Origin of the sequence: Rothia sp. HMSC069C10 (assembly GCF_001812205.1) — a bacterium.
In the GTDB taxonomy this organism is placed as follows: Bacteria; Actinomycetota; Actinomycetes; order Actinomycetales; family Micrococcaceae; genus Rothia; species Rothia mucilaginosa.
This window is the reverse complement of sequence record NZ_KV808295.1, coordinates 18283-41191: the sequence shown is the minus strand read 5'-3', so window position 1 is coordinate 41191 and position 22909 is coordinate 18283. Positions and strand designations below refer to the sequence as shown.

At 61.3% G+C, this 22909-nt stretch carries 18 protein-coding genes; 13 read left to right on the top strand and 5 right to left on the bottom strand.

Annotation, left to right across the window (positions count from 1 at the left end):
* Positions 1–14: 14 nt before the first annotated feature.
* The 4 genes from HMPREF2842_RS02020 (at position 15) to HMPREF2842_RS02005 (ending at position 6881) form a co-directional block, all read left to right on the top strand.
* A complete protein-coding gene (locus HMPREF2842_RS02020; RefSeq protein ID WP_070642337.1) occupies positions 15–2021 on the top strand; it encodes a PTS fructose transporter subunit IIABC in 2007 nt (668 codons plus the stop codon).
* 99 nt (positions 2022–2120) lie between these two features.
* The gene (ptsP, locus tag HMPREF2842_RS02015; RefSeq protein ID WP_012902843.1) at positions 2121–3815 is read left to right on the top strand and encodes a phosphoenolpyruvate--protein phosphotransferase; all 1695 of its coding nucleotides are present in this window, start codon (positions 2121–2123) and stop codon (positions 3813–3815) included.
* A 232-nt stretch (positions 3816–4047) separates the two neighbouring features.
* Positions 4048–4326, top strand: a complete 279-nt coding sequence (locus HMPREF2842_RS02010) for an HPr family phosphocarrier protein (protein WP_005504506.1) — start codon at positions 4048–4050, stop codon at positions 4324–4326.
* Positions 4327–4805: 479 nt separating this feature from the next.
* Entirely contained in the window at positions 4806–6881 is a 2076-nt protein-coding gene (locus tag HMPREF2842_RS02005) for a threonine/serine exporter family protein (RefSeq protein WP_246823145.1), read from the top strand.
* A 139-nt stretch (positions 6882–7020) separates the two neighbouring features.
* Here HMPREF2842_RS02005 and HMPREF2842_RS02000 read toward each other — a convergent pair whose 3' ends face one another.
* Complete coding sequence (locus HMPREF2842_RS02000; protein WP_070642327.1) at positions 7021–7692, bottom strand: uracil-DNA glycosylase; 672 nt, start codon at positions 7690–7692, stop codon at positions 7021–7023.
* Positions 7693–7861: 169 nt separating this feature from the next.
* Here HMPREF2842_RS02000 and HMPREF2842_RS01995 point away from each other — a divergent pair, with 169 nt between their 5' ends.
* The 4 genes from HMPREF2842_RS01995 to rlmC all read left to right on the top strand — a co-directional run bounded on the left by HMPREF2842_RS01995 (position 7862) and on the right by rlmC (position 12398).
* Positions 7862–8185: a DUF3263 domain-containing protein gene (locus HMPREF2842_RS01995; RefSeq protein ID WP_070633685.1), complete on the top strand. Its 324-nt coding sequence runs from the start codon at positions 7862–7864 to the stop codon at positions 8183–8185.
* Between the two features lie 261 nt (positions 8186–8446).
* Positions 8447–9037: a LytR C-terminal domain-containing protein gene (locus HMPREF2842_RS01990; RefSeq protein ID WP_049340902.1), complete on the top strand. Its 591-nt coding sequence runs from the start codon at positions 8447–8449 to the stop codon at positions 9035–9037.
* A 397-nt stretch (positions 9038–9434) separates the two neighbouring features.
* A complete protein-coding gene (gene groL / locus HMPREF2842_RS01985) occupies positions 9435–11057 on the top strand; it encodes a chaperonin GroEL (protein ID WP_049346117.1) in 1623 nt (540 codons plus the stop codon).
* Positions 11058–11264: 207 nt separating this feature from the next.
* Positions 11265–12398 carry a 23S rRNA (uracil(747)-C(5))-methyltransferase RlmC gene (gene rlmC, locus HMPREF2842_RS01980; RefSeq protein ID WP_070642322.1) on the top strand — a complete coding sequence of 378 codons (1134 nt, stop codon included), beginning with the start codon at positions 11265–11267 and terminating at the stop codon, positions 12396–12398.
* Positions 12399–12602: 204 nt separating this feature from the next.
* Here the strand turns inward: rlmC and HMPREF2842_RS01975 are convergent, their stop codons facing one another.
* Both HMPREF2842_RS01975 and HMPREF2842_RS01970 read right to left on the bottom strand, forming a co-directional pair.
* Positions 12603–13964 (bottom strand): MFS transporter, encoded by a 1362-nt coding sequence (locus tag HMPREF2842_RS01975; protein WP_246823142.1) that lies wholly within the window; start codon positions 13962–13964, stop codon positions 12603–12605.
* Positions 13965–14176: 212 nt separating this feature from the next.
* A complete protein-coding gene (locus HMPREF2842_RS01970; protein ID WP_049353950.1) occupies positions 14177–14704 on the bottom strand; it encodes a mycothiol transferase in 528 nt (175 codons plus the stop codon).
* 195 nt (positions 14705–14899) lie between these two features.
* Between HMPREF2842_RS01970 and HMPREF2842_RS01965 the strand changes: the two genes are divergently transcribed.
* The 4 genes from HMPREF2842_RS01965 to HMPREF2842_RS01950 all read left to right on the top strand — a co-directional run bounded on the left by HMPREF2842_RS01965 (position 14900) and on the right by HMPREF2842_RS01950 (position 19291).
* On the top strand, positions 14900–16309 hold the full coding sequence (locus HMPREF2842_RS01965; RefSeq protein WP_070642313.1) for an FAD-dependent oxidoreductase: 1410 nt from the start codon (positions 14900–14902) through the stop codon (positions 16307–16309).
* Positions 16310–16615: 306 nt separating this feature from the next.
* The gene (locus HMPREF2842_RS01960; protein ID WP_049363482.1) at positions 16616–17335 is read left to right on the top strand and encodes an isochorismatase family protein; all 720 of its coding nucleotides are present in this window, start codon (positions 16616–16618) and stop codon (positions 17333–17335) included.
* On the top strand, positions 17332–18099 hold the full coding sequence (locus HMPREF2842_RS01955) for an SDR family oxidoreductase (RefSeq protein WP_070642307.1): 768 nt from the start codon (positions 17332–17334) through the stop codon (positions 18097–18099). Before HMPREF2842_RS01960 ends, HMPREF2842_RS01955 begins: the two co-directional genes overlap by 4 nt.
* Before the next feature lie 88 nt (positions 18100–18187).
* Positions 18188–19291 (top strand): isochorismate synthase, encoded by a 1104-nt coding sequence (locus HMPREF2842_RS01950; RefSeq protein ID WP_070642302.1) that lies wholly within the window; start codon positions 18188–18190, stop codon positions 19289–19291.
* Positions 19292–19424: 133 nt separating this feature from the next.
* Here the strand turns inward: HMPREF2842_RS01950 and HMPREF2842_RS01945 are convergent, their stop codons facing one another.
* Complete coding sequence (locus tag HMPREF2842_RS01945) at positions 19425–20429, bottom strand: 4'-phosphopantetheinyl transferase family protein (protein WP_070642298.1); 1005 nt, start codon at positions 20427–20429, stop codon at positions 19425–19427.
* 159 nt (positions 20430–20588) lie between these two features.
* On the opposite strand from HMPREF2842_RS01945, the gene HMPREF2842_RS09400 reads away from it, so the two are divergent.
* A complete protein-coding gene (locus tag HMPREF2842_RS09400) occupies positions 20589–22010 on the top strand; it encodes an RNase H family protein (protein WP_005504525.1) in 1422 nt (473 codons plus the stop codon).
* A gap of 232 nt (positions 22011–22242) precedes the next feature.
* Here the strand turns inward: HMPREF2842_RS09400 and HMPREF2842_RS01935 are convergent, their stop codons facing one another.
* Complete coding sequence (locus HMPREF2842_RS01935; RefSeq protein ID WP_005504526.1) at positions 22243–22533, bottom strand: WXG100 family type VII secretion target; 291 nt, start codon at positions 22531–22533, stop codon at positions 22243–22245.
* Positions 22534–22909: the final 376 nt, after the last annotated feature.

Below are 22909 nucleotides of genomic sequence, written 5' to 3'. Positions count from 1 at the left end.
CCCGAGGAGGGAATATGTCTGATCTGATCACCGCAGATCTCGTCCTGCTGGACGAGAACCTCGGCGAGACCCGATTCGACGTAATTGCCAAGCTCGCCCAGGCAGTCGTAAATGCCGGACGCGCTACCGACTTCGAGCAGCTCTACGCGGCTGCCGAGGCACGCGAATCCAAGACCGACACCGGTATCCCCGGCGGTATTGCGATTCCGCACTGCCGTAGCGCCGCCGTCACCGAGCCGACCCTGGCGATGGCACGCCCCAACCCTGCAGTTTCCTTCGGTGCAAAGGACGGCCCCGCCGACCTGATTTTCTTCATCGCTGCACCCGATGGCGCTGACCAGGCCCACCTGAAGCTGCTCTCCACCCTGGCACGCTCCCTGATGAAGAAGAGCTTCACCGCGTCCCTGCGCGAAGCCTCCTCGGCTGAAGAGATTGTTGAGCTGGTCAACGGTGCGCTCGGCGTGGGCGAGAAGAAGGCAGAGGCTAAGCCCGCCGAGGCTGCACCTGCCGTAGCTGCCACCTCCGCTCAGGAAACCCCCGCCGCTTCGGCTCCGGTGAAGAAGATTGTTGCTGTGACCGCGTGCCCCACCGGTATCGCTCACACCTACATGGCTGCGGACGCCCTCAAGTACGCTGCCGAAGAGCTCGGCTACGACCTGAAGGTTGAAACCCAGGGCTCCTCGGGTAACGAGAAGCTGACTCAGGCTGATATTGACGCCGCAGACGCCGTGATTTTTGCGGTGTCCGTGAACGTGCGTGAGCGTAACCGCTTCGCTGGTAAGCCCTTCGTTGAGTCTCCCGTCAAGCGCGGTATTGACGAGCCGAAGGAAATGATTGCGGAGGCTCTGGCTGAGGCCGAGAACCCCAACGGTGCACGTGTTGCCGCTGCCGCATCCAGCGGTGAGGACAGCGCAGGCGCTACCGAAGGCGCTTGGGGCTCGCGCATCTACAAGGCTGTGATGACCGGTATCTCCTACATGATTCCGTTCGTTGCCGCCGGCGGTATTCTGGTTGCCCTGGGCTTCGTTTTCGAGGCAATCACCATGCCGAACCTCGGCGATGTGAACACCAAGGCGATTCTCGAATCGGCAACCCTGTTCAACCTCGGTGATGTGCACTGGACCCTGTACCTGGGTGCTGTTCTGCAGACCATCGGTGGTTTCGGTCTGAGCCTGATGGTTCCGGCTCTTGCCGCGTACATTGCGTACGGTTTGGCTCAGCGTCCCGGTATTGCTCCGGGTTTCATCGCCGGTTCGGTGGCTCTTGCCGTGAACGCGGGCTTCCTTGGCGGTATTGTTGGCGGTATTCTCGCCGGTCTGATTGCGTACGCTCTGGGCACCCTGAAGCTGCCCCGCTGGCTTGGCTCGATGATGCCCGTGGTCATCACCCCGCTGGTGACTTCTCTGGTTGCCGGCCTGGCAATGTACCTGCTGCTCGGTGCGCCCCTGGCTTGGGTTATGACCACCCTGCAGGATTGGCTGACCTCCATGTCTGGTGGTTCCGCTCTGCTGCTGGGTCTGATCCTGGGCGCCATGATGGCTTCTGACCTGGGTGGCCCCATCAACAAGGCTGCTTACCTCTTCGCAACCGCTGGCCTGTCCTCGGGTGCGACCGTGAACCAGGAAATCATGGCTGCCGTCATTATTTCAGGTATGGTTCCGCCGCTGGCTATGGCTCTGGCAACCACCCTGCGTCCCAAGCTGTTCAACGAGAACGAGCGTGAGAACGGTAAGGCTGCGTGGCTGCTGGGTGCTTCCTTCATCTCTGAGGGTGCTATTCCCTTCGCTTCGGCTGACCCGGCTCGCGTGATTCCTTCGACCATTGTTGGTGGCGCTATTGCCGGTGCAATCTCCATGGGTGCGCACGTGGCTTCCCCGGCTCCGCACGGTGGTATTTGGATTATTGGTCTGGCGCAGAACCCGCTGATGTTCTTCGTGGCCGTGCTGGCCGGTACCGTGCTATCGGCTCTGGTGTACGTTGTGCTGAAGTCCATGGGGGCCCGCTCCAAGGCATCCGCATAAAGGCCGTATAACCTCACCTTCATTTGATCGTCTGTTTGCAGGCGTGAGCGTGAAAAAACACGTTACACTGTAGACAAACCACAGATAGGACATGAATTTATGACTACCTACAAGGGCGTCGGCGTATACGCCGGCCGCGTTATTGGCCCCGTTCTTCAGATGCCTAAGCCCATCGAGGAACCCAAGGACGGTCTGCGTCTGAGCGGTGAGACCGCTGAGGCTGCAGCGCAGCGCATCAAGGACGCTTCGGTCCGCGTGAAGGAAGACCTGCTCGCTCGTGCAGAGCACGCTAGCCGTGACGGCAAGGCTGTTCTGAAGTCTACCTCTCAGATGGCTACCGACCGTGCACTCATCAAGAGCGCTATTAAGCTGGTTGAGACTCAGGAGATGGCTCCCGAGCGCGCTATCTGGGAGGCTGCAACCTCCTTCGCAGACCAGATGGCTGCCCTGGGTGGCTACATGGCTGAGCGCGTCACCGACATCCACGACGTGCGTGCCCGCATTGTTGCTGAGCTGACCGACCAGCAGGCTCCCGGCATCCCCGTTTCTGATGAGCCGTTCATCCTGGCCGCTATTGACCTGGCACCGGCTGACACCGCGACCTTGGACCCCGAGAAGGTTATCGCTCTGATTACCTCTGACGGTGGCCCCCAGGCACACACCGCTATTCTGGCTCGCGGTCTGGGTCTGCCCGCTATTGTGGCGGCTAAGGGCGTGACCGAGATTGCTGACGGCACCGTCGTCTACGTGGACTCCAACGAAGGCATCGTTGACACCGAGCCCACCGACGCTGACCGTGAGGCAGCAATCAAGTACGCAAACCGTAAGCCTGTCGCTGACTTTGACGGTCAGGGTGTGCTGGCTGACGGCACCCGCGTTGAGCTGTACGCAAACGTTGGTGACGGCAAGTCCGCTGAGAAGGCTGCAAGCCTGAAGGCTGAGGGTGTTGGCCTGTTGCGCACCGAGTTCGGCTTCCTGGGCCACGACTCTGAGCCTTCTATCGAGACTCAGGCTAAGACCTACAAGTCCGTGTTTGACGCATTCCCCGGCAAGCACATTGTGGTTCGTACCCTGGACGCTGGCGCTGACAAGCCCCTGCCGTTCCTGAACGTGAACCCCGAGGAGAACCCCGCACTGGGTGTTCGCGGTTTCCGTACTGACTGGACCGTTCCGGGCGTTCTGACCCGCCAGCTGGAGGCTATTAAGGCTGCTTCGGAGAACTCCGACGCGGACATCTGGGTTATGGCTCCGATGATTTCGACCACCTCCGAGGCACGCAACTTCGCGAACATGCTCAAGGAGATCGGCCTGCCCGTTCACGGTGTGATGGTTGAGACCCCCGCAGCTGTGATGAACGCTGAGGCTATCCTGGGCGAGGTCGACTTCGTGTCCATCGGCACCAACGACCTGACCCAGTACACCATGGCAGCTGACCGTCTGCTGGGTGACCTGGCGCACCTGAACAACCCCTGGCAGCCTGCAGTGCTGAAGATGATCAAGATGACTGTTGAGGGTGCTCAGCGTGCATCGGTCACCGCGGGTAAGAAGAAGTACGTGAGCGTCTGTGGTGAGGCTGCTGCTGATCCGGCTCTGGCTGTTGTTCTGATTGGTCTGGGCGTTGACACCCTGTCCATGAACGCTGGCGCTATTCCCGCTGTGGCTGCGGTTCTGAAGTCCGTGACCAAGGAGAAGGCACAGCAGATTGCGGCTATCGCTCTGCAGCAGATTTCTTCTGCTGAGGCGAAGGAGAGCGCACGCAAGGCTCTGCCGATTCTGGACGAGCTGGGCCTCTAAGCCTTAAAACAATTTCGGGCTGCCTGCCGCTTCTTGATGGGGTGTGCTGGGCGGTGCCTGAGTCCATGAAAATGCCGGGTGTAGAGTTTTATTTCTGCATCCGGCATTTTTTGTACTTGTTAGCGTATGGCTGAACGGTACAATTTATAGAGTAAGGGCGGGTCCTGAAGCGCCCCGTTCATTTAGAATAGGTACTGATATAGTTCGGTTCCTTGATCAAAGGAGAAACATAATGGCAGAGCGCGAAGCCACTATTGCAAGCCGTGTTGGCCTGCACGCACGTCCGGCAGCTATCTTCGCTGAGGCAGCTGGCGACCTCCCCGTCGAGGTCACCATCGCAGCTAAGGGCGAGCCCGCAGATGAGGCTATGGACGCTGCATCGATTCTGTCCCTGATGTCCCTGGGTGCAAAGCACGGCGACGTTGTTGTCCTGCGCGCTGAGGGTGAAGGTGCTGAAGAGGCTCTGGACTCGCTGGTTAAGATCCTCGAGACCGACCACGACGCTGAGTAATTGACTTTCGCCTCTGAGGTGACCCCGAGCGGTACGCTTCAGATGCTGTGAAGGCTAATAGCCTTAAGGCGTGAATATCCCGTCACTTCGGTGGCGGGATATTTTTTGTTATGAATAATTCATTTTTTATTGAGGTGTGAGTGGGGGTAGGTGGGGGATATTTCTCTGCAAATCTTAATGTATATATAACCTTTATTTTTCCTCGAAAATAGCTCTAGAAATATCTCCCAAAATATCTTCTGTGCAGTAATGACCTGGATTTCTCTTCATATCAATGAACCTTTCTGCCCTAAGTTCCGCAGAGCGCTTTTGCTCACAAAATCACGGGTCAGAAAAGTGATATTTCTGCTCTCCAGTGCTACCGCAGAATCGTGCCCTTGTTAGACTAAAAAGGCACTGTCTATCTGGGAGGGACATTGGCAGAATCGAGGAACACCCCCGCGACCCCCACATCGCGGGAAGCTTCGCATGCAGACGAAGTGAACACTGCCGCAACGGAAGGAAGCGAGCAGAATACCACCGCGGGCTACATCGCCGGTAAACGCGGTTTTCCCCTGGTATCACTAGACCAGGTCACCGACGAGAAATTGCGCCGCGTGCTGGCTCAGCATGCTACCTCCGCGACAAGCCAGGAGGGCACCGTCGCTGCAGAAGCTGTCAGTGATGTACTGCAGGAGGCCGCAGCGGATATGGGTATCACCGCGCAGGAGCCGGTTGAGCTCGCCAGCGACCCCGAACTGACCCCTAACGGCCACGGCGCGCGTACCGTCATTGACCCCTCCCTCGTGCCTGATCATGAGCTGGACGCGTACCGTGAGGACCCGAACCCCGTCACCTCCAGCAATATGGTGACCGAGGAGGCGCTGACCCGCCCCTCCCAGCCAGTGCCCATGACCGGCATGATCCCGCAGGTGCCCAACTCTCACGCAGCCCGACGCTACGGTGCGGATCCTACCGCAATGCCGAAGACCGGGCCCGTCTCGATGCCCACCACCTCCGTACCGCTGGTTGAGGGCGGCTCTCGCGGCCTATTTGGGCGCGGTAGCGGTGGTCGCTGGGGTTCACGTCGCTTCCGCTCCTTCGTGCGCACTGAGGAGGCGGCACCCGCCGCCCCGCGCGGTGCCCAGCGCATTGCGCAGCGCCAGTTCGTGCCGACTATCCGGTCTGACGAGCATGAGCGTCGTGAGGCGTTCCGCCGTGAGAAGGAGTACGCACGCGATACCCTGAACTTCACCCTGCGCCTGGCGGAGGCGATGTTCCACTACGGTGCGGACGCAATGGATGTGGACTCGGCGATTATTGCGGTGTCTTCGGCGTACGGGCTGGATTCGGTGGAAGTCGACATTACGAACCAGTCGGTGACCATCAACTACACTTCGGACCCCGATATTTACATGGAGTCCCGCATCGCCAAGCGCAATGCGAACGCTGAGGAGCGCTTCACCCATACCCTGGTGCGTGTGGTGCGTTCCTCCACGGAGAACTATGAGGCGCTCTCCGAGGTGTACGGCCTGATCTATAAGATCACTCGGGGCGGTATGACCCTGGAAATTGCCGATTTGAAGCTGAACCAGATTACGCACCGACCCAAGCCGTTCCCGCCTCTGGTGGTGTGGTTGGCGAACCTGGCGTGTGCCGGAACCCTGACGGCGGCGCTGGGTGCAAGCTTTGCGACGGCGTTGAGCGCGGCGATTATTTTTATTCCCGTGTACCTGCTGATTCAGTGGTTGAGTTCGATTGGTATTCCGGCGTTCTTCCGTATGGCTGCTAGTGCCGGTCTGATGACCTTCTTGGCGATTTGGCTGGGCGGTGAGGGATCCATTCTTTCGGTGTTGCAGCGTCAGGGGGAGGCGATTTCGGCGCCTCTGGTGGTGGCTGCGGGCATGATTATGTTCTTGCCAACGCCGCGTCTGGTGGGTGCCGTGCAGGACGCGATTAATGGCTTCCCGGTGACGGCTGCGGGTCGTTTCGTGTCTACGGGCATGAGCTTCTTGGGGCTGGTGGTTGGTATTGCGACCGCGGTGAGTGCGATCAATATTTTCAACGGCCCGACCCTGGATATTGAGCAGCTGCGTTTTGAGCCGACGACCCCGCTGGTGGCGTCGTTCTTCTTCCTGGTGGCGATTGCGACCTTTGCGATTACCTTGCAGACGAAGCTGGTGAAGGTCGGGTGGCTGATGGTCATTACGGGCTGCGGTCTGGCGGCGTATTACGGTTATGAGCTGCTGGCTGGCCCGAGTACTGGTCGCGGTCCGACGGCGTGTGCGGCGGTTGTGATTGGTGCGTTGAGCACGTATTTTGCGTACCGTCTGCATGTGCCTCAGGCGATCTTCTCGATTCCGGCGATTACGTTCTTGCTACCGGGTCTGTCGTTCTTCCGCGGCATGTATTTGTTGACGGTTGAGACGGACGTGATTCTGGGTATGCAGAATATGATTACGGCGGTTTCGATTGTGGTGGCGATGGCTTCGGGTGTTGCGTTGGGTAATTACACGATGCAGTATGCACTACAGCGTTTTACGACTCCGCGAAACGTGGAACCGGCTGATTCTTAGCCCTTTTTCAAGGGTATATAGCCAATATTGCATATATTGGATGTTGGGAAGGGGCGGTAGCCTGCGAGGTGAACTCACAAGCTACCGCCCCTTCACTACGCCCATTGCGCCAGCTCGTACACTGGCTCTTATGTTGCGCCTAGCGGACCGTCCAATCCACCGGCTCCGCCCCCTGCTGCACCAGCAGGGAATTTACGGTCGAGAACGGGCGCGAACCAAAGAAACCACGGCGAGCAGACAGTGGCGAGGGATGTGCCGACTCCACGCTCGGGTACGGCTGCAACATAGGTGCGCACTTGCGCGCATCCGCACCCCACAGCAGGCCAACCAGCGGCTGGTTACGCGCCACCAGTGCACGGATAGCGCACTCGGTAATCTCCTCCCAACCCTTGCCGCGGTGCGAACCCGCATCAGACTCGCGCACCGTCAAAACCCTGTTGAGCAGCATGACGCCCTCATCAGCCCAACAGGACAGGTCGCCGTGATCAGCCGGGGCGATACCCAAATCGTCCTGCAGCTCCTTGTAAATATTGTTCAGTGAACGAGGCAACGGCATACCGCGGTGCACCGAGAACGACAGACCCATCGCATTGCCCGGAGTAGGGTAGGGGTCCTGGCCAATAATGAGGACCTTCACCTGGCTCATCGGGCGGCGGAACGCATTGAAAATATCGGCGGCAGGCGGGAAAGTACGGTACCCCGCCGCGTGCTCTTCACGCAGGAAAGCGCCCATGGCGTGAATCTGCTCTTCGACGGGGGCGAGTGCTGCCGCCCAATCCTCGCTCATAATGCTGCTGAGGGGCTGGTTCATGAATCTCCTCGGGAATCTCCTGATGCTGATGCGACCCGGACGGTGACGGAACCGGGCGCGGGATGAACGTTTCTCCTCTAGACTGAGTTTCTCTTCTAGACTAGGGGATGACGGATACACGCGCTAGGAGACGCCAGCCGCGGCAGGCGAGCTGCAGACAGGAGGGAACGTGTCAGAACGGGAACGAGCTGAAACCGCGCAGACCCAGCCGGAACAGCAGACCCAGCCGGAAGCACAGAACCAGCCGGAAGCACAGAACCAGCCGGAAGTAGGGAGCCAACCCGGTGGCCTGACCCCGGTGGAGCGCCGCATCCTTGAGGTGGAGCGCCGCCGCTTCAAGCACCAGGGCTCCAAAGAGAAGGCGATTATCGCCGCCGGATTCACGCCCATTGCCTACTACCAGCGCCTGAACGTGATGCTGGACGATGAGCGGGTACGCGCCGCAGCGCCGCAGATAATCGACGTTCTGCGCGCCCGCCGAGACACTGACTAGGGGCTCAAACTGGGAGAGCCGTGCGAGCTTTCCAACTCCTGCTTTTAGCCCTGCGCACCTCAAGTTCAACCAGAGATTGAACACTGTGCGGTGTCCGTCTCTTTCACAGCCGGTTGCGGGGCGTTCACGTTGGTTCTCGCTAGTTGAGACGGTACTCTAGGTACTAGAACACCAAGACCGCACCTTCCGCAGCCGCGCCCGCGCGCCCGGTAGGGCGGTACGGTACCAGCCGGTAAACAGAGACCCGTGAAATGAGGATAAATGAGCTACCCCCGCGACGAATTTGACGAGGTAGACGAAAACACCGCCCGCCGCGGAACCTACCGCGCGGTCAATGCTGACCCGGCAAAGAGCCCCAAGGGCGCTATCCCCCTGGTAGCTGCAGGCGTAGTTGGTCTGCTCATCGGCGGCGCAATGTACGTGTACGCGCCGCGCACCGCCTCCCCGCAGTACTCGGCGTCCACCGCGAAGAGCAGCTCCGCCCCCGCAAGTGCGTCGGCGTCCTCTGCGCCGGCTAAGGCTTCCGCCTCGGCAAGTGCTACGAAGACTGGTCTGGCTGAGTCCATCTCTGTGGCGGTCTACAATGCGGCGGCTCCGGCGGGTAGCGCCTCCAGCGCGGCGGCTCTGCTGACCGGCTACACCATTAACGAGACCGCGAATTACACCGGTGTGGCTCCTGCAACCAGCGTGGTCTACTACGCTGAGGGCTACCAGTCGCAGGCGCAGAGCATCGCCTCGAAGCTGGGCATTACTCAGGTGCGCCAGGCGACCGCCAACGTTGAGATGGGCAACCACGAGGTCATCGTGATTCTGTCGTCGGATTACACCGCCTCCGCTACTGCCGCGGAATAGGTTTAGGCGGTTGCTCGGGTGATTCTAAGCCCGTGCCAGCTGTTTCATCCATAACGACTTCTGCTCAACCCCATCCGCGCAATTCCACTGATGCGCCGGGTGGGGTTGATGCTTTTAACACCCCTCCCGCACTCCCGGCGGGCACACCGATAACGCCCCTTTTGACGGGGTTGATGAGCGCAGATTAAGCACTGGGCGATTAACCCTTCAACCTTGGGCTTAAACGTTTGCTCCATGCCGGTGCGGGTGCCACAATTGATGTAGCGTTCGGGTGCTTTATGCCCTGCTCTGCCCGCACCTCCGTAACGGGGGCGTTGTGGAGGGGCAGCCGCCCGATTTTAGATGTACCGCACCCGCAGGGGTGAAGGAAAAAATCCGATCGTCCAGGAGGACACTTATGGCAAAGCTCATTGCTTTTGACGAAGAGGCACGCCGCGGCCTTGAGCGCGGTTTGAACACCCTCGCCGATGCAGTGAAGGTGACCCTCGGCCCCCGCGGCCGCAACGTTGTGCTGGAGAAGGCGTGGGGCGCCCCCACCATCACCAACGACGGTGTCTCGATCGCGAAGGAAATCGAGCTGGAGGATCCGTACGAGAAGATTGGTGCGGAGCTCGTCAAGGAAGTTGCTAAGAAGACTGACGACATCGCAGGTGACGGTACCACCACCGCTACCGTTCTGGCTCAGGCACTGGTCCGCGAGGGCCTGCGCAACGTGGCTGCTGGCGCTGACCCACTGAGCCTCAAGCGCGGCATTGAGAAGGCTGTTGAGGCTGTGACCGAGGCTCTGCTCTCCTCCGCGAAGGAAGTTGAGACCGAGGAAGAGATCGCTGCAACCGCGTCTATTTCTGCTGGCGACGCTGAGATCGGCAAGCTCATTGCTGAGGCAATGGAGAAGGTCGGCAAGGAAGGCGTCATCACCGTTGAGGACTCCAACACTTTCGGTCTGCACCTCGAACTGACTGAGGGTATGCGCTTCGACAAGGGCTTCCTGTCCGGTTACTTTGTGACCGACCCGGAGCGTCAGGAAGCAGTCCTGGAGGACCCCTACATCCTGGTTGTGAACCAGAAGATTTCGAACGTTAAGGACCTCGTCCCCGTCCTGGAGAAGGTCATGCAGTCTGGCAAGCCGCTGCTGATCGTTGCTGAGGACGTTGAGGGTGAGGCTCTGGCTCTGCTGGTGCTGAACAAGATGCGCGGCTCCATCAAGTCTGTTGCTGTGAAGGCTCCGGGCTTCGGTGACCGCCGTAAGGCTCAGATGGCTGATATCGCTATCCTGACCGGTGGCCAGGTCATTACCGAAGAGGTTGGCCTGTCCCTGGACGCAGCAACCCTGGACATGCTCGGTTCCGCTCGCAAGGTCGTTGTGACCAAGGACGAGACCACCATCATTGAGGGTGCAGGCGACGCAGCAGCTATCGAGGGTCGCGTTGCTCAGATTCGCGCAGAGATCGCTAACTCTGACTCCGACTACGACCGTGAGAAGCTGCAGGAGCGCCTGGCTAAGCTCGCCGGTGGTGTTGCTGTGCTGAAGGCTGGTGCCGCAACCGAGGTTGAGCTGAAGGAACGTAAGCACCGCATTGAGGATGCTGTGCGTAACGCTAAGGCTGCCGTTGAGGAGGGTATCGTCCCCGGTGGTGGCGTTGCTCTGATTCAGGCTGGCGTGAAGGTCTTCGACAAGCTGGAGCTGACCGGCGACGAGGCGACCGGCGCGAACATTGTGCGCGTAGCTATTGACGCACCGCTGAAGCAGATCGCTGCTAACGCTGGCCTGGAGCCGGGCGTTGTGGTTGACCGCGTTCGTTCCCTGCCCGCTGGTACCGGCCTGAACGCTGCGACCGGCGAGTACGAGGACCTGATGGCTGCTGGTATTGCTGACCCGGTGAAGGTGACCCGTTCGGCTCTGCAGAACGCTGCGTCTATTGCTGGTCTGTTCCTGACCACTGAGGCTGTTGTTGCGAACAAGCCGGAGCCCGCTGGTGCGGCTGCTCCCGGTGCGGACGCAATGGGCGGAATGATGTAATAACTTTTTGTCCCTGATGGGGCAAAAAGTTATGGAATCCGAAGGGCACGAAGTGGCCTTCGGCGGTGACCCGGCGCTGGTACTCAAACCGGCGCAGGTCCACGCATCCGTATGAGGCGGGGGCGGCTACCCATGAAGGGTGGTCGCCCCCGCTTTTGTGTGCCCATGCGTCCTGTCCCGCCGGTGGAGGCGGTAGAATGGCTCCTTATGGAATGCGCCTATTTTCGTGATGACCTCTGCTCCTCCTGCCCCAGCATTGAGACCGCCTACACCGCGCAGGTGCAGGCGAAGCAGGAGCACGCCCGCGCCCTGCTTGCCGCCCACCCTCAGCTGCAGTGGCTGGACCCGGTGACCAGTGCGGAGGCGGGCTTCCGCAACAAGGCGAAGCTCGTGGTGGGAGGTTCGGCGAAGAACCCGACCCTCGGCATTGTGGATTACCGTACGGGCGCCTCCACGGATCTTGGAGAATGCCCGCTCTATATGGAGCCGATTCAGGCGGCTATACCGGTGTTGCGTGAGCTGATTCAGCGCGCGGACTTGACCCCTTATGACATTCCGAATCGTCGCGGTGAGCTGAAGAATATCCTGGTGACTGCTTCGGCGGCGGGTGAGCTGATGGTGCGTTTCGTGCTGCGTTCGAAGAAGCTTCTGGTGCCGATTCGCCGCCAGATGGACTGGCTGCAGGAGCAGCTACCGAACCTGGCGGTGCTGTCGGTGAACCTGCTGCGTGAACCGGTGGCGCGCGTTGAGGGTGATGAGGAGATTATCCTTTCGGAGCGTCAGACTCTGCCGATGCAGGTGAATGACCTGACTCTGCATTTGCGCCCGCAGAGCTTCTTCCAGACGAACACGAAGGTTGCTGAGGCGATGTACGCGCAGGGCCGTGAGTGGGTGCGTGAGGTGGCTCCGCGCTCGCTGTGGGACCTGTACTGCGGCGTGGGCGGTTTTGCCCTGCATGCCGCTTCGGTGATGGACGGCGGCTCGGTGACGGGTATTGAGATTAGTGCGGAGGCGGTCGCTTCGGCGCAGCGCACGGTGGCTGAGTATGGCCTGGAGGGTGTGGACTTTTCGGCTCAGGACGCGCCGGAGTTCGCGGTGTCTTCGGGCGCGGTGCCGCAGATGCTGGTGGTGAATCCGCCGCGCCGCGGTATTGGTGAGAGCTTGTGTGCGTGGATTGAGGGTTCGGGTATTGACCGTGTGGTGTATTCGAGCTGTAACGCGGTGACTTTGGCGAAGGATCTGGAGCGTATGCCCTCGTATGCGCCGGTGCAGGGCCGTGTGCTGGACATGTTCCCGCATACGGACCACTATGAGGTTATGACGTTGCTGAAGCGCGGGTAGGTTTCTCGGGTCAAGCGCTCATTCCTATCCCAAGTCCGCGAGCAGATACATAACACTAGGGCGCGAGCAGGTGATTTTTGGCCGAGCAGGTAGTATTTTTCCTGCATGCTCGGCCAAAAATCACCTGCTCGCGGTGTTATCAGGGTTGCCCGCAACGTGGCGGAGGTGAGGCGATGATGCCCCGAGGCGATATACAGAGCACAGTCATGCACCCGCACGGCTCTTTGCCTCATTCCGCGATTCCTGCGCCCGTATCGCTCGCGCAGTCGGGCCGAGAATGAACGTGAATACGGTGGCGATGATGAAGAGTGCCCCTCCGGTAACAATGGTGTTGATCGCGCCGAACGCTGGTACCGCCCATCCGGTGATGAGGTACCCGACCATACCCGCTAGGGAGAAAACCACACCCATGAAGCTGTAGACGCGCCCGCGCATGTGTTCGTCGATAGCGTCTGCGAAGAGGACTTGCCCGAGCACTTCTTCGGGTCCGTAGAACATGCCCCAGATGAACCAGAGCACGAGTACCGCCCACAGCGCCGGGTGTAGTCCCATACTCAGACAAACGGCGCCGTAGCCGAGTCCGGAGATGCACATCCACCCGCGTTTGGTCATACGCACCCGCCCGGCGCCTGTACCGACGCCGAGTTTGGCTGAAAGCCAGGAGCTGATCACGCATCCGGCGGCGTAGACGGAAGTTGCGATTCCGAAGGCGGTGTAGTCGTGCCCGAGGCCGCGGGTGAGGTATTCGAGCATGGGCAGGGTGGTGATGGGTACGGCGGCGATGGAGAGGAACCAGAAGGTGAGCATACCGCGCACGATGGGGTTGTGTGCGGTGTAGGCGGCGCCTTCGCGCAGGAGTCTGCCGGTGTGGTGTTCCTGCACGGTGGCGGTGCGTTCGGCGTGGGTGAGGTCGTAGTTGCGTATGGTGGCGACGGTGAGGGCAGCGAGCAGGTTGAGGGTGCCTGCGAATCCGACGGCGAGGGCTGGGGTGGTGAAGGATGCGACGGCGGCTGCGATGGTGGGGCCGAGGGTTTGGGCGAGGAAGATGAGGCTGCCGCGGCGTGCCATGTATTTTTGGTAGTCGTCGCCGAGCAGGGAGGGCATGGCGGCGGAGGCTGCGGGGGATGAGAAGGTGCCGAAGGTTGAGACGAGGAATGCGATGGTGAGGAAGGCGGGTAGTCCTGCGGCGGCGTAGAGGGCTGGGGATGCGATGAGTAGGGCGGCGCTGGCGAGCCTGAAGCTGACGGTGAGGGTTTTGCGGTTGAATTTGTCGGCGATAGCGCCTGCGAATGGTGCGAAGAGGATGACGGGGACTGCCTCGACGACCATGACGATAGCGGAGTGGGCGAGGTCGCCGGTGGCGCCGTAGGTCAGCAGGGGCATGGCGATAGCTTGGATACTGGACGCAAGAGCATCAGAAACCTGCGCGGTCAGGAGCGTGAGCTGCCCGCGTGCGTTCAGCGGCGTTGCTGATGTGGGTTTTGCGGTCGCGTCTGATGTGTTTGTTGGAATGCGCGACGCAGGTGATTCAGGGTGCTCAGGCGAAGGGTCTGTGGTGCGTCTCATAATACTGTGGATTCTATCACGGGTAAGAACGCTGTAACCGAGGCGAAACAAGACACAAGATGCGCGAGCAGATAACAGTCCGTTATCTTCTCGCCGAAATATTATCTGCTCGCGGTGTTATCGGGGTTGCCCGCAACCGGGCGGTGGCGTCTCGGGCTGGTTGTGTCCGAGGCGCCACCGCTTTTTCGTTCCCCTCTAGCGGGCGTGAAATTCTATCCCTGCGCCGCGAAATCCTGTGCCGCGAGAATACCCGCCGCGTACGCCGCCTGGCCTACGTGCTGGGCTGCGTCGTCAATCAGGCTGACCAGGCGCACACCGCGAGTCACCGCCGGAGTCCACGAACGGTCAATAACCTCGCTCAAATCAGCCTCGCTCAGCGTCTGCGCGTAGGCCGCGAGCGCCTCGCCGGTTGCCACAAGGTACTCCACCAGCAGGGCAGAATCTGCAACCACGATGGAGCGTGCCTGCTCGGGGGTGTGGCCGTAACCTATGGTGTCGCCAAGCTCGCCCAGGTTGAAACGTTCCCTGAAGCCCTGAGCCTCCCAGACCTGCGGCTGACCGTTCAGAGCAGAAAGCTGCATGTCCATCTGTCGTCCGGCGTGCCAGAGTAGCCACGCAATAGAGTTCGGGTGCCCGCCCGGGTGGGCGTTGAGCGCCTCAGCTGATAGCCCCTTGACGGCTACGGCGGCTTCGATGCCGGGGCGGCTGGCGGCGTCACGCAGAATGTCGTGGGTTTTCATGGAATCCTCCTGAAGATGCTGGCTCCTCGCAGGGAGCCGGGTAGTTTCAGTCTACGCCCGCGTGTTCGCTGCCTTGAAAGAGTCGCCTTGAAAGAGTCGGTTTGGAAGAAAAAATGTGGCGCGCGGGAATAATACTTATTTCTTCCCGTTGAACTCTGTGAAGACATCATCATCTAAATTTCACAGGAGAATATTATGACCACCCCCGCTCAGTTGCACTTTGACATGGTCGTCATCGGCTTCGGCAAGGGCGGCAAGACCCTCGCCGGTGCATACGCCAAGACCGGCAAGAACGTTGCCCTCATCGAACAGTCCACCGGCATGTACGGCGGCACCTGCATCAACATCGGTTGCGTGCCCACCAAGGCGCTGGTTCACCGCGCCGACGAGTTCCGCGCCAGCGGCGAGCGCACCCTAGAAGAGGCAAACGCCGCCTACGAATCCGCCGTGGTTTTCCGTGACAAGCTGACCGGCATGATGCGCGCCAAGAACCGCGAGATCCTGCTGTCCAACGAGACCGCTAAGCTCATTGACGGTCACGCACGTTTCATCTCCGACACCGAGGTTGAGGTCACCGCGGGCGAGGACACCCTGCGCGTTACCGCCGACTACTTCATTGTCAATACCGGTGCCGTGTCGGTTATCCCGCCGATTGAGGGTATCCGCGAATCTGAGCGTGTGCTCACCTCCACCGAGCTGCAGAAGCTCACCCCGCGCCCCAAGCGTCTGGGCATTATCGGTGGCGGCCCCATCGGTGTTGAGTTTGCCGGTATTTTCTCCTCCTACGGTACCGAGGTGACCATTCTGGATGGTGCACCCGCCCTCTTCGGCCGCTACGACGAGGACGTTGCCCAGGTTGCCCGCGAGATTATCGCAGATCAGGATATTGCCGCTCATACCGGCGTGCGCGTGCAGTCCTTCAAGGACGGCGCTGACTCGGTGACCGTGACCTACCTCGACTCCGAGGGCGCTACCCGGGAGCTGGAGGTGGACTACGTGATGGTTGCGACCGGCCGCAAGCCCGCCACCGAGGGTCTGGGTCTGGAGAATACCAGCATCGAAACCAACGACCGCGGCGCAATTGTCGTGGATGAGCACCTGCGTAGCACCGTGCCGAACATTTTCGCACTCGGTGACGTGAACGGCGGCCCGCAGTTCACCTACATCTCCATGGATGACTACCGCGTGGTGCTCTCCCAGCTGGTCGGTGACGGTTCCCGCTCCACCAAGGACCGCAAGGCAGTGGCTTCGACCATTTACATGAACCCGCCGCTGTCTTCGGTTGGTCTGACTGAGCGTGAGGCGATTGAGGCTGGCCACAAGGTGAAGGTCGCTTCGAAGCCGGTTGCCGCGGTTGCCGCGATGCCGCGCGCGAAGACCCAGGAGAACCCGCGCGGCATCATGAAGTTCGTGATTGACGCGCAGACCGACCAGATTCTGGGTGCCCAGCTGCTGGTAATCGAGTCCATGGAGGTTATTAACCTGGTGGCTCTGGCGATGCGCCACGGCATTACTGCTTCGCAGCTGCGCGATGAGATTTACACTCACCCCTCGATCACTGAGGGTCTGAATGAGGTTCTTGCCGTCACGGCGCCCGTGAACTAGTTGAACTAGAATCGCGTCTGGATTCGCGGTTCGTATAGCGTTTCTGCTGGTCTGAGTGCTTCCCTGCCCGTTCCGCCCGTTGTGCTGTCAACGGGGGTGCGGGTGGGGAAGCATTTTTGTTAAGGCTCATATATACCTTGCACCTAAGCATGCCCTAAGATGGTTATGAGATAAGCGCAAGCTCACCGGTTGGGTGGTCAGCGCGAGAGGGCTCGGAGGAGACACCCACTCGCTGCTACACCCACCACAGCGCACCGCCTGCGCCGCGCATACAACCGAAAACCAAAGGCACGAACCGGGAGAATCATGGCACTGCCCAAAATCAAGCCCTACACCTACGTCGACCGTGAACACAGCAACCGCGTGAGCTGGCCCGTGGACCCCTCCCGCGCTGTACTGCTCGTACACGACATGCAGGTACACTTCGTCCAGGCTTTCGAAGGGGCCAACCTGGGTGAGGGTAACAACAACCCGGACGCCCAGATTAACATCGCCATTCGGAACCTGCGCCGCCTCATTGACGCCGCCCACGCCGCCGGAATCCCGGTCTACTACACCGCACAGCCGCCGCGCCAGAACCCCGAAGACCGCCGTCTGCTCATCGACTTCTGGGGCGACGGCCTGCAGAACGACGAGTCCGCCCGCATCCTCGACGAACTGGCACCCACCGACCGCGACACCGTGCTGACCAAGTGGCGCTACTCCGCGTTCGTGCGCAGCCCCTTCGAGGACCTGCTCAAGGAGTCTGGCCGCGATCAGCTCATTATCGGCGGCGTGTACGCGCACATTGGCTGCCTGACCACCGCCCTGGAGGCGTTCATGCGCGATATTCAGCCGTTCATGGTCGCGGATGCGCTCGCCGACTTCTCGGAAGGTGAGCACCGCACGGCGTGCGAGTACGCTTCGGGTCGTTGCGCCCGCGTGCTGAACACCGCCGATGTACTTGCCGACCTGCATGCTGCAGAAGGTGCTGAGAAGGCTGAGACTGCTGAGAAGGCTGAGACTGCTGAGGAGGCGCGCGCATGAGCTGGGTCATTGTGACCGGCGCGAACGGCGGTATTGGTGAGGCAACCGTCCACCAGCTCATCAAGAACGGTTATTCGGTGTTTGCGGCTGACCTCGCGGAGCAGCCCATTGCCTCCTTCGGTACCTACGGGGATGCGATCTTCCGCTACCGCGCCGTAGACGTTACGAGCGAAGAGTCCGTCACCGCCCTCGCCAACGCTGTAGCGGCACTCGACGAACCCATCACCGGCGCGGTGCTCGCCGCGGGCATCGCCCACAGCCAGCCGTTGCTGGAAACCAGTTTCGATACCTGGAAGCGCCTGCACGCGGTCAACTCCGATGGCGTGTTCCTGTGCCTGCGCGAATTCGCGCGCATCATGATTGACCAGCAGGAGAGCGACCCGGCGAACAGCCGCTCCCTGGTGACAGTCGCCTCCAACGCGGCACGTGTGCCCCGCGCGGAGTTTGGAGCCTACGGCGCATCGAAGGCGTCGGCGGCGCGCGTGAGTTCCAGCTTCGGTCTGCAGCTTGCCGCGCACGGTATTCGCGTGAACTCGGTCTGCCCCGGCACCACCCGAACCCCCATGGTTACTGACGCCTGGGAGGGTGAGGACCGCTCCGCCCTGCCGGTTGCCGGCAACCCGGAGACCTTCCGCCTGGGCATTCCGCTACGCCGTATTGCCGATCCGGCGGATATTGCCTCGGTGAATGCTTTCCTCATTTCTGAGGCGGCACGCCACATCACCATGCAGGAGATTGTCGCTGACGGCGGTGCGACCCTCTAACGGCACTGATGTGACTGCAATATACCCGCGCCCGCAATGTACTCTAGGTATTTCCGGCGCGAACCCACACACCACTGATAGAAGTACGATGACGAACCTTCCCGACTTTATCTTTGCCACCGGCACCCGCGTTCTGCGCGCATCCGGTGCGATGACCCCTGTCACCTTCGATAATGCCCTGGACGAGGCGAAACGTGCCGGTAGCGCCGTCGTGGGTCTGATTCCTTTTGACCCTGATATGCCCGCTTACCTCTTCGTGCCCGAACGCCTGGAGGAGCAGCAGGTGCCGGTCCCCGAGCAGACCGTGGCGCTTGCCGAGCCGGTGTCGGTCACCGGCCGGCAGAACGACCGGTTCCGTGCCGCCGTTGCGACCGCCGTGGAGCGTATGAAGGCGGGCGAGCTGAGCAAAATTGTGCTCTCGCGCGTGCTCACCGCCCGCTACGCCCCCGGCGCCCTGGACCTGGAGGCGCTGTACAACAATCTGCGCGCCCAGCAGCGTTCCGCCTTCAACTTTGCGGTGCGACTGCCCGACGGCGAGCGCGGCATGAGCGGAAGCTACCTGATGGGTGCCTCCCCGGAGCTGGTGTTCCGCGCCGAGGGCCGCGCCTTCAAGACCCACCCGCTTGCCGGTAGCGCCCCGCGTATTGCCGAGCCCGGTAGCGCCGAGGACGAGGCGATTCGTGACCGCCTGTTCGCCTCGCCGAAGGACCGCCACGAGCACGCCTACGTCATCAACGATATTGCCGAGCGCCTGGCACCCATTGCCGAGGAGCTGAACGTACCGCAGGTGCCCTCGCTGCTGCAGACCCCGCAGCTGTGGCACCTGGCGACCCCCATCGACGGTGTGCTGAAGGAGGGGCTGACCTGCTTGGACGGTGCTCGCGCGATCCACCCGACCCCCGCGATTTGCGGTGCCCCCACCGAGAAAGCACTCGATCTGATTCGCCAGCTAGAGTCTTTCGAGCGCCGCTACTTTGGCGGCCTGGTCGGCTACATGGACGCCGAGGGTAACGGCGAGTGGGCGCTGGTGCTGCGCTGCGCTCAGGTCAGCCCGGATGAGGCGGTGCTGTACGCGGGTGCGGGTATTGTGGCTGAGTCCGACCCGGAGCTGGAGCACACGGAGACCGGTACGAAGCTCGGCAGCTTCGGTCGCGCACTGGGCGTGGATACGCTGGGTGAGGATACCCCCTAGGCTCTGTCTTGAACGCCTTGACGAGGCGGAATAAAACGACAGAATAAAACAGCAGAATAAAACGACTGAACGCGCTCGCTGGCATGGCGGGTGCGTTCAGCCGTTGTATGAGCTGTTAGAGGATTGAGCGTGGCTAATCGGTGAGTAGGCGCTTGAGTTCCAGGGGAGTAGCCACCGGCAGAAGCTGAGCCTCAACCTGCGCGGGCTCACCCTGGGCTGGCTCGCTCTGGGCAGGGTTCTCCACAGCCAGGGCGATGAGCATCTTCTGCGCGTGCTCGGGGTTCTCAGTATCGGGTAGCGCCACGGGCACCCACTGCAGGCTAAAGCTACGCTCGATAGCCTCACCGCCGCCCTGAGTCGCGGGTGCGCTAAAGGTCGCGCGGGTGGTCAAACTGTCCTGAGTCAGTACGCGCAGGGCGGTCGGCTCGGGGGTGCTGCCGTCCAGAAGGTCGCCCGGAACCTCCTCGTTCATGGCAGACTCGAGCGCATCCAACTGGTCATCGGTGAGCTGCACCCGGACCAGGGAAGGTACCACGCTCAGACCGTGACCGGTCGCCTTGAGTACCGCCTCCTTAGCTGTCCACAGTGCCACCGAGAGTAGGTGCAGTACGGGTGCGGGGCGTTCCTGAGCCACCCGCTCATAGAACGTACGTTCTTCATCGGAGAGTGCCAGGCGCGCAAAACCCGAGAACAGGCGCGCATCCAGAGTCTCAACATCCACACCGAGCACCGCCGAGGGGTTACGGCTAAAAGCGCCCACGACCAGCGGGTTCACCTGCGACATGTTGAAATTTACGCCCGCAATCCGCGGCTTACCGTGCTTCTTACCGCTGGTGCACAGGGTGCAGGAACGATCCACCTCAATCTCAGAAGCAGCACTCGAGGGAACATCCAAACGTGCCGCCGCCATGGCACGCATGAGCGCCTGAGTGCTCAGGTAGCTGACCGCCGCCGTGGAGGTCGGCAACTGCGCCGCATGCTGCTGCTCAGCAAGCCCCAGGTAGCTCAACCAGCTAAAACGCAGGGAACCGTACATCGTGCGGGTGGGAAGAGCGAAAATCTGCACGCGCTCGCTCGGACGGGCGGTAGGGCGCTCTGGGCGCTGTGCGCTGGGTGTTTCGGGGGCAGAATAGCTCATAGGTTTAGTGTACCCGCCCGGCTATGGTGGGCTCCTATAGGTTGTCCACAGCCGTGACCGCGCGCTACGCACCCTCGCCGCCGGTGCGGTAAAGTCATCACAGACATCATTACGGACTGCCGCCCGCACAATAGAGCGGCGGCGCAGAAAGAAGGTACCGTGAACAGCACGCAAGAGATCATTGCCGCCGCAGACGGCTCGGCGCTGGGCAACCCCGGACCGGCGGGCTGGGCATGGTATATCGACGACGACCACTGGGCGAGCGGCGGCTGGGCGCACGGCACCAACAATATGGGTGAGCTCAAGGCTGTCCTGGATCTGTTCGAGGCGACCGCATCCCGCCCGGAGGCAAAGCTGCGCGTGTACTGCGATAGCCAGTACGTCATTAACTCGCTGACCAAGTGGATGCCCGGCTGGAAGAAGAAGGGCTGGAAGAAATCCGACGGCAAGCCCGTGCTCAACCGCGACCTTCTGGAGGCGCTGGATCAGGCGCTGACCGGCCGCGACTACGAGTTTATTTGGGTGAAGGGCCACGCGGGTCACGCGCTCAATGAGAAGGCGGATTCCCTGGCGAACGGTGCCGCGCGCGCCTACCAGGAGGGCCGTGAACCCGCGCACGGCCCCGGCTTCGGTGCGGCTGCTGAACCCACTACTGCGGCTGAGCCTGTGGAGGCTCCGGCTGTTGAAGTGCCGATTGTGAACGCTCCGGTTGCAGAACCTGCCCTCTCTGACGTTGCGCTCTCTGATTCGGCGCCCTCCGAGTCTTCCGCGGACGCCCACCTGCCCATGCAGGAATTCACCGCAGCCGAGATCGAGAACGCCCAGCGCGGCGTGGAGAGCCTGCGCCTGTCCGGTCTGTTGCGCCCCGCCTCCGCGGTGAACGCCCCCGACCCGGAGGCGGTCCGCACCCGCAAGGAACAGCTGGCGCTCGCGGCAGAGCGTGCCGCTGAGCGTGACGCAAAGGCACTGGCACGCCAGCAGGAGGAGACCGCTCAGCAGGCATCGAGTGCCGCGCAGGCGGAAGAAGAGGATGACCTGACCGGTCTGGAAGAGTTCGCAGGTCTGGACCCGAACGATGTTGACCCGGCGGAACTGCTGGGCGAGACGGAAGCGCACGCAGAAGAGCAGGCGGTAGAGCCCGCCGCGGCGCCCGCACAGACCGTAGAGCCCGCTCAGGTTGAGGCACCCGTGAAGGACGCACCCGCTTCTGCCCCTGCGGCACCCGCGGCACCCGCTCTGAACCCCGAGGAAGCCGCCGCCGCAGAACAGCTACTCGAAAGCCGCGGCTCCGTCATGGAGGCACCGCAGCTGGAGTCCATGCTGCACGAGCGTCTGGTGTGGGTGACCGCCACCGGTAAGTCGGTGTCCCGCTCCTCGGTGCTGCAGTACCGCGAACGCGCCTTCACCCAGCAGGGTGCCCCACTCAAGCAGGGTATGCAGGTGCTGGATTCTTCCAGCGTGCTGGTTATGGCGGCGGTTGCGACCGCGCGTGGTCGCGTGAGCCGTTCGAGCATTTGGCATTACGATGCTGAGCGCGGCCTGTGGCGTCTGCGTTTCCGCCAGGAGACCCCTGCTTCCTAAAGCTCAGCTCCTAAAGCTCAGCTCCTAAGGAATGGGCTCTTGGGCGCAAAGATTTCCGTGCAATAAAACCCCGCCGCATCCTCATTCTCGAGGATGCGGCGGGGTTTTCTCAATAGATGTTCGCCGCCTTCTGGCAAATCTGGCGGGCGGTGTGCCGTGCGTCCGGGACCTTTAAACCACCCGGCCTGCTGCCTGGCTGCGGGTGGGGTTTTGGGCTTGCCGCCCTGACCCCTTAGCCGACGAACATGGAGGCGTTAGCCTGCTCGGTGTCTGCGTAGTTCACGCCTGCGCGGGTGAGTGCCTCGTTGATCTGGGTGATGGATGCTTCGACCTGGCGCTGGGTTGCGTGCCACTGGTCCAGTACGCCCTGGAAGTTGGCGGATGCGGAGCCGGTCCAGGAGCTCTGCAAATCGTGCAGGGATGCGGTCATACCGTTGACGTCTGCGGTGATGGATGCGACGTAGGATCGTGCCTGTGCGCTCTTGGCTGCGATGACTTCGGAATCGACATTGAACTGTGCCATGGTTTTTCTCCTTTGAGATATGTGAGATAGGTGGGGCGGTTGCCCCGTGGTGGCGCTTGGGGTGTGGATCTCTGGAAGGGTTGAGTTCCTGACCGGAAGCTTGTTATCACTATATCTTTCAAAATGCATCAAATGAGCTGAAAAGTGATTATTAAATAAATCTGTGGATAAACCCGCCAGATTCACTCCGCATCTCGAAAAAATCGAAAGCCCTCCCGAAAATGACGTCGCCATGACGCGCGCTAGGTTGTTCCCGCTGTTCTTTAGCCGTGCCGCTCCTTCTTACTCACGCTCTCTTTACTCGCGCCGCCGCGAGTTATCATCCCGCCTCCGGCGCACAGCAAAACCCCCGAACCGCAGAACACTCAAGTTCCAC

Bases quoted from the DNA above. Each gene is read 5' to 3' on its own strand.
- HMPREF2842_RS02020 (WP_070642337.1), top strand. From the start codon at position 15: ATGTCTGATCTGATCACCGCAGATCTCGTCCTGCTGGACGAGAACCTC.
- ptsP (WP_012902843.1), top strand. From the start codon at position 2,121: ATGACTACCTACAAGGGCGTCGGCGTATACGCCGGCCGCGTTATTGGC.
- HMPREF2842_RS02010 (WP_005504506.1), top strand. From the start codon at position 4,048: ATGGCAGAGCGCGAAGCCACTATTGCAAGCCGTGTTGGCCTGCACGCA.
- HMPREF2842_RS02000 (WP_070642327.1), bottom strand. From the start codon at position 7,692: ATGAACCAGCCCCTCAGCAGCATTATGAGCGAGGATTGGGCGGCAGCA.
- HMPREF2842_RS01990 (WP_049340902.1), top strand. From the start codon at position 8,447: ATGAGCTACCCCCGCGACGAATTTGACGAGGTAGACGAAAACACCGCC.
- groL (WP_049346117.1), top strand. From the start codon at position 9,435: ATGGCAAAGCTCATTGCTTTTGACGAAGAGGCACGCCGCGGCCTTGAG.
- rlmC (WP_070642322.1), top strand. From the start codon at position 11,265: ATGGAATGCGCCTATTTTCGTGATGACCTCTGCTCCTCCTGCCCCAGC.
- HMPREF2842_RS01975 (WP_246823142.1), bottom strand. From the start codon at position 13,964: ATGAGACGCACCACAGACCCTTCGCCTGAGCACCCTGAATCACCTGCG.
- HMPREF2842_RS01970 (WP_049353950.1), bottom strand. From the start codon at position 14,704: ATGAAAACCCACGACATTCTGCGTGACGCCGCCAGCCGCCCCGGCATC.
- HMPREF2842_RS01965 (WP_070642313.1), top strand. From the start codon at position 14,900: ATGACCACCCCCGCTCAGTTGCACTTTGACATGGTCGTCATCGGCTTC.
- HMPREF2842_RS01960 (WP_049363482.1), top strand. From the start codon at position 16,616: ATGGCACTGCCCAAAATCAAGCCCTACACCTACGTCGACCGTGAACAC.
- HMPREF2842_RS01955 (WP_070642307.1), top strand. From the start codon at position 17,332: ATGAGCTGGGTCATTGTGACCGGCGCGAACGGCGGTATTGGTGAGGCA.
- HMPREF2842_RS01950 (WP_070642302.1), top strand. From the start codon at position 18,188: ATGACGAACCTTCCCGACTTTATCTTTGCCACCGGCACCCGCGTTCTG.
- HMPREF2842_RS01945 (WP_070642298.1), bottom strand. From the start codon at position 20,429: ATGAGCTATTCTGCCCCCGAAACACCCAGCGCACAGCGCCCAGAGCGC.
- HMPREF2842_RS01935 (WP_005504526.1), bottom strand. From the start codon at position 22,533: ATGGCACAGTTCAATGTCGATTCCGAAGTCATCGCAGCCAAGAGCGCA.